At 74.9% G+C, this 15,018-nt stretch carries 11 protein-coding genes and 1 pseudogene; 8 read left to right on the top strand and 4 right to left on the bottom strand.

Annotation, left to right across the window (positions count from 1 at the left end; translation table 11 throughout):
- Positions 1-17 precede the first annotated feature (17 nt).
- The 3 genes from AB0F03_RS14945 to AB0F03_RS14935 all read left to right on the top strand — a co-directional run bounded on the left by AB0F03_RS14945 (position 18) and on the right by AB0F03_RS14935 (position 5,262).
- Positions 18-1,724, top strand: coding sequence for a carbamoyltransferase N-terminal domain-containing protein (locus AB0F03_RS14945; RefSeq protein WP_361990898.1), 1,707 nt, complete (start codon positions 18-20; stop codon positions 1,722-1,724).
- Positions 1,725-1,738: 14 nt separating this feature from the next.
- The gene (locus AB0F03_RS14940) at positions 1,739-2,506 is read left to right on the top strand and encodes a hypothetical protein (RefSeq protein WP_361990895.1); all 768 of its coding nucleotides are present in this window, start codon (positions 1,739-1,741) and stop codon (positions 2,504-2,506) included.
- Positions 2,507-3,186: 680 nt separating this feature from the next.
- A complete protein-coding gene (locus AB0F03_RS14935; protein WP_361990892.1) occupies positions 3,187-5,262 on the top strand; it encodes a SpoIIE family protein phosphatase in 2,076 nt (691 codons plus the stop codon).
- 52 nt (positions 5,263-5,314) lie between these two features.
- Here the strand turns inward: AB0F03_RS14935 and AB0F03_RS14930 are convergent, their stop codons facing one another.
- From AB0F03_RS14930 to AB0F03_RS14915, 4 genes are read right to left on the bottom strand one after another with little or no spacing between them, the layout of a single operon-like run.
- Positions 5,315-6,325 carry a DUF5914 domain-containing protein gene (locus AB0F03_RS14930; protein ID WP_361990889.1) on the bottom strand — a complete coding sequence of 337 codons (1,011 nt, stop codon included), beginning with the start codon at positions 6,323-6,325 and terminating at the stop codon, positions 5,315-5,317.
- Positions 6,322-7,344 carry a phytoene/squalene synthase family protein gene (locus AB0F03_RS14925; protein WP_361990886.1) on the bottom strand — a complete coding sequence of 341 codons (1,023 nt, stop codon included), beginning with the start codon at positions 7,342-7,344 and terminating at the stop codon, positions 6,322-6,324. Before AB0F03_RS14925 ends, AB0F03_RS14930 begins: the two co-directional genes overlap by 4 nt.
- Positions 7,341-8,882: a phytoene desaturase gene (locus tag AB0F03_RS14920; RefSeq protein ID WP_361990883.1), complete on the bottom strand. Its 1,542-nt coding sequence runs from the start codon at positions 8,880-8,882 to the stop codon at positions 7,341-7,343. The genes AB0F03_RS14925 and AB0F03_RS14920 overlap by 4 nt, the downstream gene beginning before the upstream one ends.
- Entirely contained in the window at positions 8,879-10,426 is a 1,548-nt protein-coding gene (locus tag AB0F03_RS14915; protein WP_361990880.1) for a polyprenyl synthetase family protein, read from the bottom strand. Before AB0F03_RS14915 ends, AB0F03_RS14920 begins: the two co-directional genes overlap by 4 nt.
- A 243-nt stretch (positions 10,427-10,669) precedes the next feature.
- On the opposite strand from AB0F03_RS14915, the gene AB0F03_RS14910 reads away from it, so the two are divergent.
- From AB0F03_RS14910 to AB0F03_RS14890, 5 genes and pseudogenes are all read left to right on the top strand, one after another.
- Positions 10,670-11,857: a lycopene cyclase family protein gene (locus AB0F03_RS14910; protein WP_361990877.1), complete on the top strand. Its 1,188-nt coding sequence runs from the start codon at positions 10,670-10,672 to the stop codon at positions 11,855-11,857.
- 57 nt (positions 11,858-11,914) lie between these two features.
- Positions 11,915-12,760: a methyltransferase domain-containing protein gene (locus tag AB0F03_RS14905; protein ID WP_361990874.1), complete on the top strand. Its 846-nt coding sequence runs from the start codon at positions 11,915-11,917 to the stop codon at positions 12,758-12,760.
- Positions 12,757-14,373 (top strand): FAD-dependent oxidoreductase, encoded by a 1,617-nt coding sequence (locus AB0F03_RS14900; protein WP_361990871.1) that lies wholly within the window; start codon positions 12,757-12,759, stop codon positions 14,371-14,373. Before AB0F03_RS14905 ends, AB0F03_RS14900 begins: the two co-directional genes overlap by 4 nt.
- A 12-nt stretch (positions 14,374-14,385) precedes the next feature.
- Entirely contained in the window at positions 14,386-14,745 is a 360-nt protein-coding gene (locus tag AB0F03_RS14895; protein ID WP_361990868.1) for an STAS domain-containing protein, read from the top strand.
- 130 nt (positions 14,746-14,875) lie between these two features.
- Positions 14,876-15,018: pseudogene (locus AB0F03_RS14890) on the top strand (RNA polymerase sigma factor SigF); the annotation flags it as partial.

Genomic DNA, 15,018 nt, shown 5'->3' with positions numbered 1-15,018 from the left:
GATCAGGGAGTGGAAAATTGATTGTCTGCGGACTCAAGCTCACGCACGACGGAGCGGTGGCCCTGCTCGACGACGACCGCCTCGTTTTCAGCGTCGAGATGGAAAAGATAGGGAACGGCCTGCGGTACAGCACCGTCTCCGACCTCAGCCAGATCCCCGGAATTCTCGAGGATTTCGGCTACAAGCCCCAGGACGTCGACGAATGGGTCGTCGACGGCTGGGACGGTGACGTCTCGGGCGTGGTTTCCCTGCTGAGTTCCTCGGTCCCCGTGGAACTCGCCGTCGGTCCCTACCGGGAATCCGCGGCCTGCCCCGACCTGGCCGCGCCGGGGGCGTCCGGTGAGTTCCCGATGGACGGCCGCACCTACCCCTACACGAGCTACGCGCACGCCGCCGGACACCTGGCGAGCGCCTACTGCTCCAGCCCCTTCGCCCGCCGGGGCGAGCCGTCCTTCGTCCTCGTCTGGGACGGCGGACTCTTCCCCCGGCTGTACTGGGCCGACCCCGACACCGGCGTGGAGAACCTCGGCGAACTCTTCCCGCTGCTCGGGCACGCCTACGCCATCGCCGGCCACCACTTCGGCCCGTTCCGCCGCGAGGTCCAGTCACCGACGGTGGACGACCTCTCGGTGGCCGGCAAACTGATGGCGTACATCGCGCTCGGACAGCCGCACGAGGACGTACTGACCGCGCTGCGCGAGGAGTTCCACCGGGTCTTCGAGAGCGACCTGCCGGAGTCCGTGGAGTACCGCCGGACGGTCGGCGGCTACGGCAGCCTCTTCGAACCGTCGGTGCCCCCCGTCCACCGGTTCTTCCAGGCCGTACGCGACCGGGTGGAACCCCGGGGGATCGCCGACGAGGACGTCCTGGCGAGCGTCCACACCTTCTTCCAGGAACTCCTCCTGGAGCGCATCACCCAGAAGGTCCGCGCGGCGCGCGGACCCGGTCCGTTCAACCTGTGCTTCGCCGGCGGCTGCGCCCTGAACATCAAGTGGAACAACGCGCTGCGCGCCCTCCCGGAGTTCGCCGACGTCTGGGTCCCGCCGTTCCCCAACGACTCCGGATCGGCGATCGGCGCCGCCGTGCTCGGCAGGGCCCGGCACGAGGGACTGCGCCCCGTCGACTGGCACGTACGGCTGGGACCGGCCCTCCAGCCCAGCCCGCAGACACCCGACGGCTGGACCGCGACGCCGTGCACCCCCGCCGAACTCGCCCGCGAACTCCACGAGTCGGGCATGCCCGTGGTCGTCCTCCAGGGGCGCGCCGAACTGGGACCGCGGGCCCTCGGGGGCCGCAGCATCCTGGCCGCGCCGACCCGGGCGGCGATGAAGGACGAACTGAACCGGGTCAAGGACCGCGAGCCCTACCGCCCGGTCGCCCCTATCTGCCTCGTCGAGGAGGCCCCGGCGGTGTTCGCCCCCGGCACCCCCGACCCCTACATGCTGTTCGAGCACGAAGTGCGCCCCGAATGGCTCGACAGGGTTCCGGCGGTCGTCCACCTCGACGGCACGGCACGGCTCCAGACCGTCTCCCGGGACGACGACCCGTTCCTGGCGGAGGTGCTGACCGCCTACCACCGGCTCAGCGGTGTCCCCGTCCTGTGCAACACCAGCGCCAACCTCAACGGACACGGCTTCTTCCCGGACGTCGCCTCCGCCATGGCATGGGGCAGGGTGGACCGGATCTGGAGCGACGGGGTGCTCCACCACCGCAGGGACGCCTGATCCGGTACCCGTCCGTGGCCGGCACGGCGGCCGGGCGCGCGGAGCGCGAGGCGCTCCGCGCGGTGGGGGCACTCGTCGGCGCCCTGCCGGTGATCAGATCCCTCCACGGCGGTGCCGTGGTCGTCGTCGCGGGGCGGGCCGTGCTCGCCCCCGGCGTCCTCGGCGAGGCGTTCGCCCAGGACCTGGCGTTCCTGCGGTACAGCGGGGCCCGGCCGGTCGTCGTGCACGACGCCGGCCCCGAGCCGGTCCGGCGGGCCCCGGACGAGGACGAGGGCACCGCGCTGCGCACGGTGGCCGCGGGCCTGGTGCAGCGGCGCCTCGTCGGCCTCGTCAACGCCCACGGCCCGCTGGCCGTCGGCATCACGGGCGAGGACGGCCACACGCTCACCCGCACGGCCTCCGGAGACCTCGTGGCCGACCCCGGGGTTCTGCGCACACTGCTCGACGACGGCCGTATCCCCGTGGTCGCCGCCGTGGCACACGGTGAGCACGGCCCCCATCCCGCCGACGTGGTGACGACGGCCCGCCTGCTCGCGGCCCACCTGGCCGCCCGGCGACTCGTGCTGCCCCGGGACGCTGAGGGAGCCGATGCGGCCGGGGCGAGACTCCTCGACCCGTCCGCACCTCACGCACTCCTGCGCACGCTGTACGAACTGGAGACACCGCCGGACGAGGCCCAGGAGGGCGCGCCTCCGGATCCGGGTGCCCGGAGGGTGCGGTGGGCCGGCCGGCCGTGGACGGAGCCCGTGAGTGACGCCCGCGAACCCCGGTACCCGTCCTGACCGGCGGGCCGTCCGACCTGCCCGGGGCGCACCGGCGGCGCCGGTGGCCGCCGCCGACGAGCCGCGGCCACCGGCGCGAGCGGGATGCGTCACCCTGCCCGTCCCGCACCCGCCGCCGGAAGCCGGAAGGGGGTAGCGCTTACGTCCCGCGCGGCGCGGCCCGGCCCGGCGGAAAACGACCCCCGCCCCGCCCCCGGCCGCCGCGACGGCTCGCCGCGCCCGCAAGGGGCACCGGCATGCGGCGTCACCCCGGCCGGCACGGCCGTGTACGGCGCCGATCCACGCCGGACGGCCCCGGCAGGCCGTCTCCTGCACGCGTTTCCGCGGCCGACCGCGGCCCGTCCCGGCGTGCCGTCCCGCGCCCCGCTCCCACCGGCCGCCCGTTCACCCCGGCATGCCGTGCCCGTCCTCGGCTCTTCCTGGACGGGACACCCGGTGGCCGGGAGGGGTAGAAGTGGAGTGTCGGCCGGAACAGTGAGGTGAGCGCTCCATGGACCTTGTGCTTGGTGCCACGGGGGCCGGGGTAGGTCGCGGGACCCTTCCCGGCGCGTCCCCCTGGCCGCTCTAGGTCCCGTACCGCATCGTTGATGCGGCTGCTGACCTGCGGGAAGACCGTGTCACCCGACTGCGCGGTGAGGCGGGCGCACCGGTGAGGCCGGCAGGCGGAAGGAGCGAGTGGGATGACAGAAGCGCAGCGGCGCCCGGAGCAGGCGGACCGTCCGGAGGGCGGTGCGGCGGATCCCAGCGGGCTGATGGATCTGCTGGGCGTCGCCGCGGTGCTGCTGGAGGCCGACGGCAAGATCGACATGTGGAGCCCGCAGGCGGAGGAACTGTTCGGCTACACCCGCAGCGAGGCGGTCGGGCAGTACGCGGCGCTGCTGCTGATCCATCCCGAGAACCAGGACGCGGCGGTCACCCTGTTCGCCGACGTGATGGCGACGGGCCGGGGCTGGGCGGGAGCGTTCCCGGTCCGGCACAAGGACGGCAGCTCCCGGATGGTCGAGTTCCGCAACATGCGGCTGACGGACAACCTCGGCGACCACTACGCCCTGGGACTGGCCACCGACCGCACCACCCTGCGGCAGGTGGAACGCAATCTGGCCCTGTCCACCCGGCTCGTCACCCAGGCCCCGATCGGCCTGGCCGTACTGGACAACGACCTGCGGTACCTGGCCGTCAACCCGGCGCTGGTGGCCATGCACGGCGTCCCCGAGGGCGGCCACATCGGGCGGGACTTCCGCGAGGTCCTGTCCGGCGCGCCGTTCCTGGAAGCGGAGGGCGTGATGCGGCAGGTCCTCGCCTCCGGCGACCCCGTGGTGGACCAGCAGGTGGTGGGGCGCACCACCGCCGACCCGGAGCGCGATCACGCCTGGGCGGTGTCGGTGTACCGGCTGGAGGATCACCACGGGCACGTACTGGGCATCGCCACCATGGTCGTCGACGTCACCGACCGCTACGAGGCGGCCCGGAAGGTGGACCAGGCCCAGCAGCGCCTGCGTCTCGTGGCCAACGGCTCGTCCCGGATCGGCACCACCCTGGAGGTGGAGCGGACCGCGCGGGAACTGGCCGACGTCGTCGTGCCCGACCTGGCCGACATGGTCGCGGTGGACCTGCTGGACTCCGTCCTCCAGACGGGCCGTCCGGACGTCGGTGAGGGCCCCGCGCTGTTCCGCGCCCTGGCGGTGAAGACGGCCTACCCCACCGACGCCGCCGACGCCATCGTCCCACCCGGCCGTCTCACCACCTACCACGCGGACCACCCTGCGGCCCACTGCATCCGCACCCGCCGCCCGCACCTGATCACCCACCTGGAGGATCACGACCGGATCGCTTCCGGCCCCGAGGCCGCCCGCCTGCTGGCCCGGGCCGGGGTGCACTCCGACATGGCCGTCCCGCTCATCGCCCGCGGACAGGTCATCGGCGTGATGGGCCTGGCCCGCGCCCGCAACCCCCAGGCGTTCGACGACGACGATCTGGCGCTCGCCTGCGAGCTGGCCTCCTCCGCCGCGCTGAGCATCGACAACGCCGTCCTGCACCAGCACATCCGCAGCGCCGCCGAGACCCTCCAGCGCAGCCTGCTGCCCCGGCTCTCGCCCCGCCATCCCGGCCTGGACGTCGCCGCCCGGTACCGGCCGGCGCAGGCCTTCAGCGAGGTCGGCGGCGACTGGTACGACGTGATTCCCCTCGACGGCGACCGGACCGCGCTCGCGGTGGGCGACGTCATGGGCAGCGGCATCCCGGCGGCCACCGCCATGGGGCGCCTGCGCACCGCCACCTCCACCCTCGCCGACCTCGACCTGGACCCGGCCCGGATCCTCACCCACCTCGACAAGATCACTCACGGTCTGGACCCGTACATCGCCACCTGCGTCTACGCGGTCTACGATCCCCACCGGGCCCTGCTGCACGTGGCCTCCGCCGGCCACCTGCCCCCGGTGCTGGTGCGCGCCGGCAGGCCGCCGGAACTCCTCGACCTGCCCACCGGCATCCCGCTGGGAGTCGGCGGCGTCCCCTTCGAGACCACCACGCTCGCTCTGGAGCCCGGCGACCAGCTGGTCCTCTACACCGACGGGCTGGTCGAGACCCGCGACGACCCCATCGACGAACGGCTGGCGGACCTCCTGCGCCTCCTGTCACCGCGCGACCGCTCCACGGAGGACACCTGCGACCGGCTCCTGCGGGAGCTGCGCCACCCCGCCGGCCACGACGACGTCGCCCTCCTCATCGCCCGCGCCCAGCCCCTGTCGGCCCGGTGACGGCCGCGGCGCCGGACCATCCGTCCACGCCCTGACGTCACCCGGCCGCCCCTCAGCCGGGGAAGCGCCCCGTGGAGCGCAGCCGCCAGCGGCGTTCGGCGTAGGCGAGGTCGTCCCGCCACAGCCGCCCCGCCGCCGCCCGCACCAGCGGACGCAGCAGAGGCGCCGCCCGGCGGGCGACGGCGAAACCCGGCCGGTCGGAGGCGGCCATGACGGCCTCGACGACCGCCGTACGCGGCCGGCCCCGCTCGTCCCGCCCGAGGGGCGTGGCATGGGTCTCGACCACGGAGCCCTGCCCCTCGCCCTCGGTGATGCGCATGACGACCGTGCGCGGTCCGGGGGCCGTGAACACGGCACGCACCGGTACGACGAGGCGTCCGGCCACCTTGAAGGAGACGTCGACGGTGAAGGCGTCCTCGGTGCCCGGGCCGTCGGGTGATCCGACCACCGACAGGTCGACGAACGAGTACGGGTGGAACCACGCGCCGTGCCACGGGTCCAGGCGGTTGGCCACGACGTCCTCGGTCTCGCACACGCCCGTCCCGGTGTAGACGGCCGTCAGCGCACGCGCCCGCTCGGGCCTCGGCGCGACGATCGGCGCGTCCAGCGGCGCCTCACCGCCCGCCTCGTCCAGCCGCACCCACACCAGGACGCCGTCGTCGTGCACCGGCAGGGGATCCCAGCCCCCGAACGGGCCACCGTCCAGGGCGAGCCCGTGCCAGTGGCAGACCAGGGTGCCGCAGCGCACGGGACTGTCCCGCAACGGTGCGCCGAGGTGCGGGCAGATACCGGGGCCGCCCACCGGGCGGCCGTCGGCGCCGCGCCAGACGACCACCTCCCGACCCGCCACCGTCCGCGCGAGCGGGCGGTCGGCACGCAGGTCGCCGGAGGCACCGAGCACGTACCAGTTGCCGGACGGACGGGCCCGGGCCCGCTTCAGCGCCTGTGCGATCACCGCGGGCCGCGCCTCCCGCCAGGTGGGCCGCTGTCGCTCCCACGGCACCGGGCGCCGCCGCAGCGACAACGGCAGCCGGCCGCGCCGGCCGGGGGGAACGGGGTTCACGCGACCTCCTCCGCGACCGGCGGGCACGAGGCGGCGCGCACGGCGGTGGGCAGCGGGCGCGGCGGGGCGGGACGCCCCGGCCGGCGCCGCGCGGCCAGCCGGGCGGCGACCACCCGGACGAGCCCGTCGGCGGCGACCGCGGCCCGGCGCCGGTGCCCGACCGCCGCGCGGCGGTGCAGCACCGCGTACCCGTCCCGGGCGACCGCGTCCAGGATGCCGCCGTACAGGACGAAGGCGGTGCGGATGCACGGACGGGACACCGGGTCCAGCATCGCCAGGCCCGGCGCCGCCTCCCGGTAGACACCGCGCGTCAGCGCCTCGAACTCACGCAGCACGCCCGTGATGCGGCGGTCGTGCCGCCCGGTGTCCCGGCTCCACCGCAGCAGCTCCCGGCCGACTCCGTGAGCGGCGAGCAGATCGGCGGGCAGATAGACGCGCCCCCGGTCCAGGTCCTCTCCCACGTCGCGCAGGAAGTTGCTCAGCTGGAAGGCTACGCCCAGGGCGGCGGCGTACGGCGCGGCCTCCTCGCGCGGGACGACCGTCCCCAGCACCGGCAGCATCTGCAATCCGATCACCGCGGCCGAGCCGTGCATGTAACCGCGCAGCTCGGCGTAGGTGGCGTAGTCCGTCACCACCAGGTCCGCGCCCATGGCCGACATGAAGTCCCGGAAATGGACGTGTTCGATGCCGTAACGGCGTGCGGTGTCGGCGAGCGCCAGGACCACCGGTTCGCGGCTGTGCCCGTCGCGCAGTCCCTCGTCCAGGCTCCGCCGCAGTTCCCCCAGCACCTCGCCGCGCCGTCCGGTGTCCACGCCCGGATCGAGGGAGTCGACGATGTCGTCCGCCCAGCGGGCGAAGCCGTACAGGGCGTGCACGGCGGGCCGGCGTTCGACCGGCAGCAGCCGGGTGGCGAGGAAGTACGTCTTGCCGTGCCGCGCGTTGAGCGCACGGCAGTGGCGGTACGCCGCGCGCAGCGCCGGAGCGCCGATCCCCGCCGCGTCCAGTTCACGGTCCGTCATACGGTGCTCTCCTCCACGGGCTTCGGCGTGGTCCGCTGCCGGGTGGGCGCGGTGCGCGGCAGGCCGGTGATCCGCGCGGCGGCGAGCTTCCCCGACACCAGCACGGTCGGCACGCCGACGCCCGGCGTCGTACCGCAGCCGGCCAGGACGGCGTTCTCGGTGCCCCGCACCAGGTTGCGCGGCCGGAACGGGCCGGTCTGGGCGAAGGTGTGGGCCGCCGAGAAGGGCGTCCCGGCGGCGTGGCCCGCGGCCCGCCAGGTGGCCGGGGTGACGAGGCACTCCTCCTCGACGGCGGCCTCGATGCCGTCCAGGCCGCGCCGCTCCAGCTCCCGCAGGAGTGTCCGCCGGTAGCGGGGGCCGAGTTCGCCCCACGCGACGGCATCCGGTCCGATGTCGGTGTTGGGGCACGGCGCGAGGATGTAGTGCAGGTGCCGGCCCGGGGGAGCGAGCCCGGGATCGGTGGCGGTGGGCCGGGTGATGAGCAGGGAGGGATCGCTCATCAGCCGCCCGGTGCGGGTGAGTTCGTCGAACGTGGTGCGCCACGCCGCGCCGAAGGAGAGGGTGTGGTGGGCCAGTTGCGGCCAGGTGCGGCCCGTTCCCAGGTGCAGCACCACGGCGGACGGTGAGTGGCGCAGGCGCAGCGGCCGGCGGGGGCGGCGGCCGAGGAGCCGGTAGGTGACCGGGAGGTCCGGGGTGAGGACCACGCTGTCGCAGGGAATGCGTCCCTGGTCGGTGACGACGGCGGTGACACGCGCCCCCGAGCGTTCCAGCCGGATCACCTCCTGCCCGTAGCGCAGGCCGGCGCCCGCGTCGGCGGCGGCGTCCGCCATGGCCCGCGGCAGCGCGTGCATGCCGCCCCGGGGGAAGTACACGCCGGCGACGGTGTCCATGTAGGCGATGACGGCGTACGCGGCCAATGCGCGGGCGGGCGGCACACCCGCGTACAGGGCCTGGAAGGAGAACACCCGGCGCAGCCGTTCGTCGGCGAGGAAACGCCCGATCCGGGCATCCAGCCGGCCGAAGCCGCCGAGCGCGGCCAGCCGGGCCAGGTCGGGGGTCAGCAGGTTCAGCGGGGAGTCGAAGTTGGCGTCGATGAAGCGGCGCATCTGCGCCCGGTACAGCTTCTCCAGCCAGTCGCGCAGCCGCCGGTAACCCGCCGCCTCCCGGGGGCCGGCGAACCGTTCCACCTCCGCCGCCATCGCCTCAGCGCCGGTGTGCACGTCGAGCGTGCTGCCGTCCGCGAAGCGGGCCCGGTAGGCCGGGTGCAGGGGAATCAGGTCGACCCGCCGGTACAGGCTGTCACCGACGGCCGCGAAGGCATCCTCGGCGAGGTCGGGCATGGTCAGCACGGTCGGTCCGGTGTCGAACCGGTAACCGCCCAGGTCCAGGCGTCCGGCCCGGCCGCCGGGCAGCGGGTCCCGCTCGACGACGGTGACGCGGCGTCCGGCGCCCAGCAGATGAAGTGCGGCCGACAGCCCGGCCAGACCGGCTCCCACGACCACGACGTGATCGCTGCGCCCGGGCAGCGTACGCGTCATCGTCCGCACTCCTTCGCACCCGAACCGGCCAGGAACGCCGGCACGGACACGCCCACGTCGTCCCCGGAACACGGACCGCTGCCACCGGGCGGCCCGGACTCCGGCCCGCCGGATGCCGGCACGTCGCCCACGGCCGGCCGAGGAGCCCTGCCGTCTGCCGACGGCCGCCCGCTGTCCCCGGCAGCCCGTCCGCGCTCCCCGGTAGCCGGCCCGCCCTCCCCTGGACCGGGTCCCGCGTCCGCGCGCGGCGCCGGTCGCTCGTGGTCCGCGGATTCCGGTCCGTCAGGCGCGGACCCCGGCCCGTCCCCCGTGGGGGCCGGTCCGTCGCCCGCGGCGGCGAGGAGGTGGCGGAGCCGGATGCCGGGCTCGTGTACGAGGCGGGCCTCGTCGAGGTGGTGGAGGCTCTGGGCGACCAGACGGCCGATCCTGTCCTCCACCGCCGCCCGGGCGCCCGTGCCGGTGAGCACCTCCCGTACCCGGTCCAGGTCCGGCCCCGTCAGGCCCGCGTTGCCCAGCGCGCGGCGCAGGACGGTCAGCGCGGAGTGATCGCCGCAGGTCTCGGCGCGGACCCGGGCCAGAGCGACCAGGTACGTCGGTTTGCCCTCGCGGATGTCACCGCCGCAGGGTTTCCCGGTCCGCCGGGGGTCACCGAAGACGTCGTCCAGGTCGTCCCGCAGCTGGAACGCCATGCCGGCACAGCGGCCGGCCGAGCGCAGCGCGCGCGTCGTGGCGTCGTCCGCGTCCGCGAGCGCGGCACCCAGGGCCAGGGGCCGCTCGACGGAGTACCGGGCGCTCTTGAGGCAGGCCGCCCGCAGGGCCCGGGACAGCGAGTACGCACCCGTGATCTGCCCCTGGACGTCGAGATACTGACCGGCCACCATCTCCGTGCGCATGTCACTCCACAGACGGCGCACGGCGGACGCCCGCACCGGGTCGAGCGGTGTCTCGGCGACCAGGTCGTCCGACCAGGCGAGCGCCAGATCACCGGCCAGCAGCCCGGCCGCCTCCCCGAAACGGCCCACGCGCCGGGGCGAGGCCGAACCGGCGTACTGGGCGCTCAGCTCGGCGTGCAGCGCCGGCCGGCCCCGGCGCCGGACCGAGCCGTCCATCACGTCGTCGTGGACCAGGGCGCAGGTCTGGAGGAGTTCGAGCGCGGCGCCGATCCGCAGGGCCGACGCCGTGAGTGCCTCCCCGGTGCCGCCGCAGGCACGCAGTGACCACCACAGCAGCTGTGAGCGGGCCCGTTTGCCCCCGGTCCGGGTGAACCGCACGACCCTCCCGGCCAGTTCCTCGGCGAACAGGACGTCCATGGCGCGGGCGCGGGCGACCCGGTCGGCCAGGAAGTGGTCCAGCACCCGGGCCACGGCGGCGGGCACGTCCGCGTCGGCCACGTCCGCGTCCCCCGTGCCCGGTGGGATCGCGCCCCGGGCCTCACCGGTTGCGCCGTCCGGGCGCACCCGGACGGGGGAACCCGACAGCGGCACCGGGCGCGGGGCGGGTGGCGGTGCGGCCGCATGGTGTTCCTTCGCCTGTGTGGGGCGCATCCCGGTTCCTCTCGTCCTGGTCACAGAGCAGTTCGTCACCACGTCTTCGGCGTGTGGGCCGGTCGCGGATGCGGTACGGGCCGAGGCGCGACGGACCGCTTGTGACGATGCCTTCCACATCCCTCACGCACCGTGGCCGACGCGTGTCGCATACGAGTGACCCGCATCCGTTCGGGCACATGGGCGGGAACAGGAGCAGGGTGCGCGACACGCACCGGGACCCACAGCACGGAAGGAGCCGTCGTGCCGGAGACGGAGGTGGCCGTCATCGGGGCGGGAGCCGCCGGCCTGTCCCTGGCCCACCGCCTGGCCGGGCCCGCGCCGGGACTGCGCACGCCGTCCGTGGTCCTCGTCGACGCGCCGCCCGGCCCGCTGCGCGCACCCCGCCGCACCTGGTGTTTCTGGGAGGCGGGCCGTGGGCGCTTCGACGCCGCGGTGACGGCCTCCTGGCAGCACCTGCGGGTACGGCCACCGGCGGGGCCCCCGTCCGAAGGGGACCTCGGGCCGCTGCGCTACAAGATGATCCGCTCCGACGACTTCGAGGACCTGGTCGGCGGGGACCTGGCGCGCAGCCCCCACGTACGGCGCCTGGAGGCCACCGTCGAGACGGTGGAGGACGTGCCCGGCGGCGCCCGCGTCCGGCTGAGGAACCCCGACGGCACCCCAGGGGTCCTCGACGCCCGCTGGGTGTTCGACTCCCGGCCGCTCGGCAGCCTGCCCGCCGCCCGCACCACACTCCTCCAGCACTTCCACGGCTGGTTCGTCCGCACCGCCGGGCCGGTCTTCGACCCCGCCACCGCCGACCTGATGGACTTCCGCACCCCCCAGCCCGCCGACGGCCTGTCGTTCGGTTACGTGCTGCCCACCGGACCGCACGAGGCGCTCGTGGAGTACACCGAGTTCTCACCGCGGCCCCTGACCGACAGCGGGTACGAGGCGGCGGTACGGCACTACACGCACGACGTCCTGGGACTCGGCGACCTTGAGATCCTCGCCACCGAGACCGGGGTCATCCCGATGACGGATGCCCCGATGCCGCGTCAGGTCGGCGCGTCCGTCTTCCGTATCGGCGCCGCCGGCGGCGCCACCCGCCCGGCCACCGGCTACACCTTCTCCGGCCTGCAACGCCAGACCGCGGCCGTCGCCGCCGCCCTGCGCCGGGGACGCCGGCCGGTGCCGCCCCCGGCCCACTCCGCCCGCTCGCGTGCCATGGACGCCGTACTGCTGCGCGCCCTGGCGAGCGGCCGGGTCGACGGCCCCGCCCTGTTCTGCGGGCTGTTCCGGCACGTGCCCACGCCCACGCTCCTGCGGTTCCTCGACGGACGCACCCGTCTGCGCGAGGACCTGACCATCGGCCTGCGCACCCCGGTCGGCCCGATGCTGCGCTCGGCGCTGGAACTGCCGGGCCTGCCCCGCCGCCCCTTCGACTGACCCGCCCGCCCCGCGCCCCCTCGCCTTCCGACCGATCCCGCCGCCCCTGGAGACCGCATGACCCTGCTGCGTGACGCGGACCTCGCCGCCGCGTTCGACCACGCCGCCCGCAGCTACGACACGCTGGTGGCCGCCAACCCCGGCTACCACGCCCACCTGAGGCGCTCGGTACGCCGTCTGGGCCTGCCCGGACACGGCGCGGGCCTGCGTCTGCTGGACCTCGGCTGCGGCACCGGCGCCTCGACGGCCGCGCTCCGTTCCGTGCTGCCGGCCGCGCACATCACCGCCGTCGACGCCTCCGCGGGCATGCTGGACCGGGCGGCCGCCAAGCCCTGGGCGAACGAGGTGACCTTCGTGCGGGCACCGGTGGAAGGTCTGGCCGAGGCCGGGGTGAGCGGGCCGTTCGACGCGGTCTTCGCCGCCTACCTCTTCCGCAACGTCTCCGATCCCGACGCCGTCCTCACCACCGCCCGCGACCTGCTGGCGCCCGGCGGCCGGTTCGGCGTGCACGAGTACACCCTGAGCGGCCGGCGTGCCGACCGTGCCGTGTGGACGCTCGTGTGCCGGGGTCTGGTGCAGCCCACGGCGTCCGCGCTCGGCGACGGCGAGCTGTACCGCCATCTGTGGCGCAGCGTCGTGGAGTTCGACACCGCCGACCGTTTCGCCGGCCGGGTCCGCGCGGCGGGCTTCGAGCACGTCCGGGCCCTTCCCCTGCCGGGCTGGCAGACGGGCATCACCCACACCATCGTCGCCCGCCGCCCGGAGACCGCCCACGGCCCGGGGACCTCCCACCGTTCCGAGACCGCCCGCCGTCCGGAGGCCGCCCACGGCCCGGAGGCCCCCCGCCGTCCCGAGACCTCCCCCGGCCCGCAGACCTCCCACCGTCCGGAGACCTCGCGATGACCGGAGCCAGGCACCCGGACGGCGCCCGCCGCGGCCGGGACCGGCGGGCCCGGTTGCTGCCGGCACCCCCCGGCGCGCGACGCGTGGACGGCGTCCGCCCCACCACGGCCGTCATCGGCGGCGGCATCGCCGGTCTCGCCGCCGCCACGGCGCTCGCCGAGCGCGGCGTCGGCGTGACGCTGTACGAGAGCCGGCCCTACCTCGGCGGACGGGTCGGCGGCTGGCCGACCACCCTCCGGGACGGCACGCCGGTGACCATGAGCCGCGGCTTCCACGCCTTCTTCCGCCAGTACTACAACCTGCGCGGGCTGCTCCGCCGTACCGACCCCGGCCTGCGGCGGCTGACCGGCCTGCCGGACTACCCGTTGCTGCACGCCGGCGGGCTGCGGGACAGCTTCCGCCACGTCCCGCGCACCCCGCCGTGGAGCGCGCTGGGCTTCGTCGCGCTCAGCCCGTCCTTCGCCCTGCGGGACCTGGGGGACATGGACCCGGTCGCGGCCCTGCCGCTGCTCGACGTACGCGTCCCCGGCATCTACAACCGGCTCGACCGCACCAGCGCCCACGACTTCCTGCACGCCGTCCGCTTCCCCGAGAAGGCCCGTCACCTGGCGTTCGAGGTGTTCTCGCGGAGCTTCTTCGCCGACCCCCGGCACCTCTCGGCGGCCGAGATGGCACTGATGTTCCACATCTACTTCCTCGGTTCCGCCGAGGGCCTGCTGTTCGACGTGCCGCGCGCGCCCTTTCCCACCGCCCTGTGGCATCCGCTGGCCGGTTACCTGGAGGGGCACGGCGCCGAGGTGCGCACCGGCGCGGCCGTCGAACACCTCGCGCCCGCACGGGACGGTGGCTTCCTGGTCACCACCGACCGGGACGAGCGGCACCACGACAGCGCCGTCCTGGCCCTGGACGGCGCGGGCCTGCGCTCCCTCGTGGCCCGGTCGGACCGGCTGGGCGACGCGCCGTGGCGCGAGCGGGTCGCCCGGCTGCGCAACGCCCCGCCGTTCCTGGTCACCCGGCTGTGGCTGGACCGGCCCGTGGCGCCCGGCCGGCCCGGATTCCTCGGGACGAGCGGCTTCGCGACCCTGGACAACATCAGCGTCCTGGAGCGGTGGGAGGACGAGGCCGCCCGCTGGGCCGCGCGCACCGGAGGATCCGTGGTCGAACTGCACGCCTACGCGGTACCGCCCACGGCGCCCCGGGACGTCGAGGAGAAGCGCCTGGTCGAACAGCTGCACCGCGTCTACCCCGAGACGCGTGCGGCCACGATCGTCGACGTCCGCCACGAATGGCGCGAGGACTGCCCCCTGTTCCCGGTGGGCGGCTACCGCGACCGGCCGACCGTCCGCACCCCGGACCCGCGACTCGTGGTGGCGGGCGACCTGGTCCGCACCGGCCTGCCGGTGGCGCTGATGGAACGGGCCGCGACGACCGGCTTCCTGGCCGCGAACGCGCTGCTGGAGCGGTGGGGTGTGCGGGGCCAGACCCTGTGGACGGTGCCGGACCGCGGCCGGAGCGCCGTACTGCGGGGCCTGGCCGGGTGGACCGGGAACGGTGCACGTCACAGACGCGACCGCCGGCCGGGAGCGGGCTCGCCGCACCCGGCCGGAGAGTGACAGGATGGCGGGATGCAGTGGGAGTCAGGGACGGTCGTACGGGTCACCCGGCACCGTCGTGTCTTCGAGGTCACGGTCCGCGGAGAGATGGACTACGACGAGTGCGACCTGCTCGGCGCCGCCTGGGACGAGGCCGACGACTGCGCGCTGCCGGCCACTGTGGTGGATCTCACCGGCCTGACCTTCGGTGACAGCCAGCTGCTCCGCTCCCTCCTCGACGCGCGCCGGCGCCACGAGGCGGACGGCCGCGCGTTCGTCCTCCTCGGACCGCTCCAGGCCAGTGTCGACCGCCTGCTCACCATCAGCGGCACCCGCGAGTACTTCACCCTCACCGACTCCCGTGAGGCGGCACTGCGCACCACGGACGGCTGACGGTCCCTCGGATCCGCCTCCCGGAACATCATGACCGCCGGACAGGCATGAGCGGCCTACGACCGGGTAGCCGGGCCCCATCAACAAGTCGTCCGGTACGGGCGGCGTGCGTACCCGGGAGGGGAACACCTTGACGGCAGTGAGCGTGGCGAAGACGGACAGGCGTGCGACGACCCATGCGGTCGGGCTGCCGGAGGTCGCGGATCCCACGGCTGTGGCTCCTCGGGATGCGCGGGAGTTGTCGAAGGTGTTCTTCGATCAGCTGGCGGTGCT

The sequence above is a fragment of the Streptomyces sp. NPDC028722 genome (assembly GCF_040637655.1).
GTDB lineage: Bacteria > Actinomycetota > Actinomycetes > Streptomycetales > Streptomycetaceae > Streptomyces.
The sequence above is the reverse complement of the archived record's forward strand: the minus strand, read 5'-3'. Positions and strand labels throughout refer to the sequence as shown.

Bases quoted from the DNA above. Each gene is read 5' to 3' on its own strand.
- AB0F03_RS14905 (WP_361990874.1), top strand. From the start codon at position 11,915: ATGACCCTGCTGCGTGACGCGGACCTCGCCGCCGCGTTCGACCACGCC.
- AB0F03_RS14895 (WP_361990868.1), top strand. From the start codon at position 14,386: ATGCAGTGGGAGTCAGGGACGGTCGTACGGGTCACCCGGCACCGTCGT.
- AB0F03_RS14900 (WP_361990871.1), top strand. From the start codon at position 12,757: ATGACCGGAGCCAGGCACCCGGACGGCGCCCGCCGCGGCCGGGACCGG.
- AB0F03_RS14935 (WP_361990892.1), top strand. From the start codon at position 3,187: ATGACAGAAGCGCAGCGGCGCCCGGAGCAGGCGGACCGTCCGGAGGGC.
- AB0F03_RS14920 (WP_361990883.1), bottom strand. From the start codon at position 8,882: ATGACGCGTACGCTGCCCGGGCGCAGCGATCACGTCGTGGTCGTGGGA.
- AB0F03_RS14915 (WP_361990880.1), bottom strand. From the start codon at position 10,426: ATGCGCCCCACACAGGCGAAGGAACACCATGCGGCCGCACCGCCACCC.
- AB0F03_RS14925 (WP_361990886.1), bottom strand. From the start codon at position 7,344: ATGACGGACCGTGAACTGGACGCGGCGGGGATCGGCGCTCCGGCGCTG.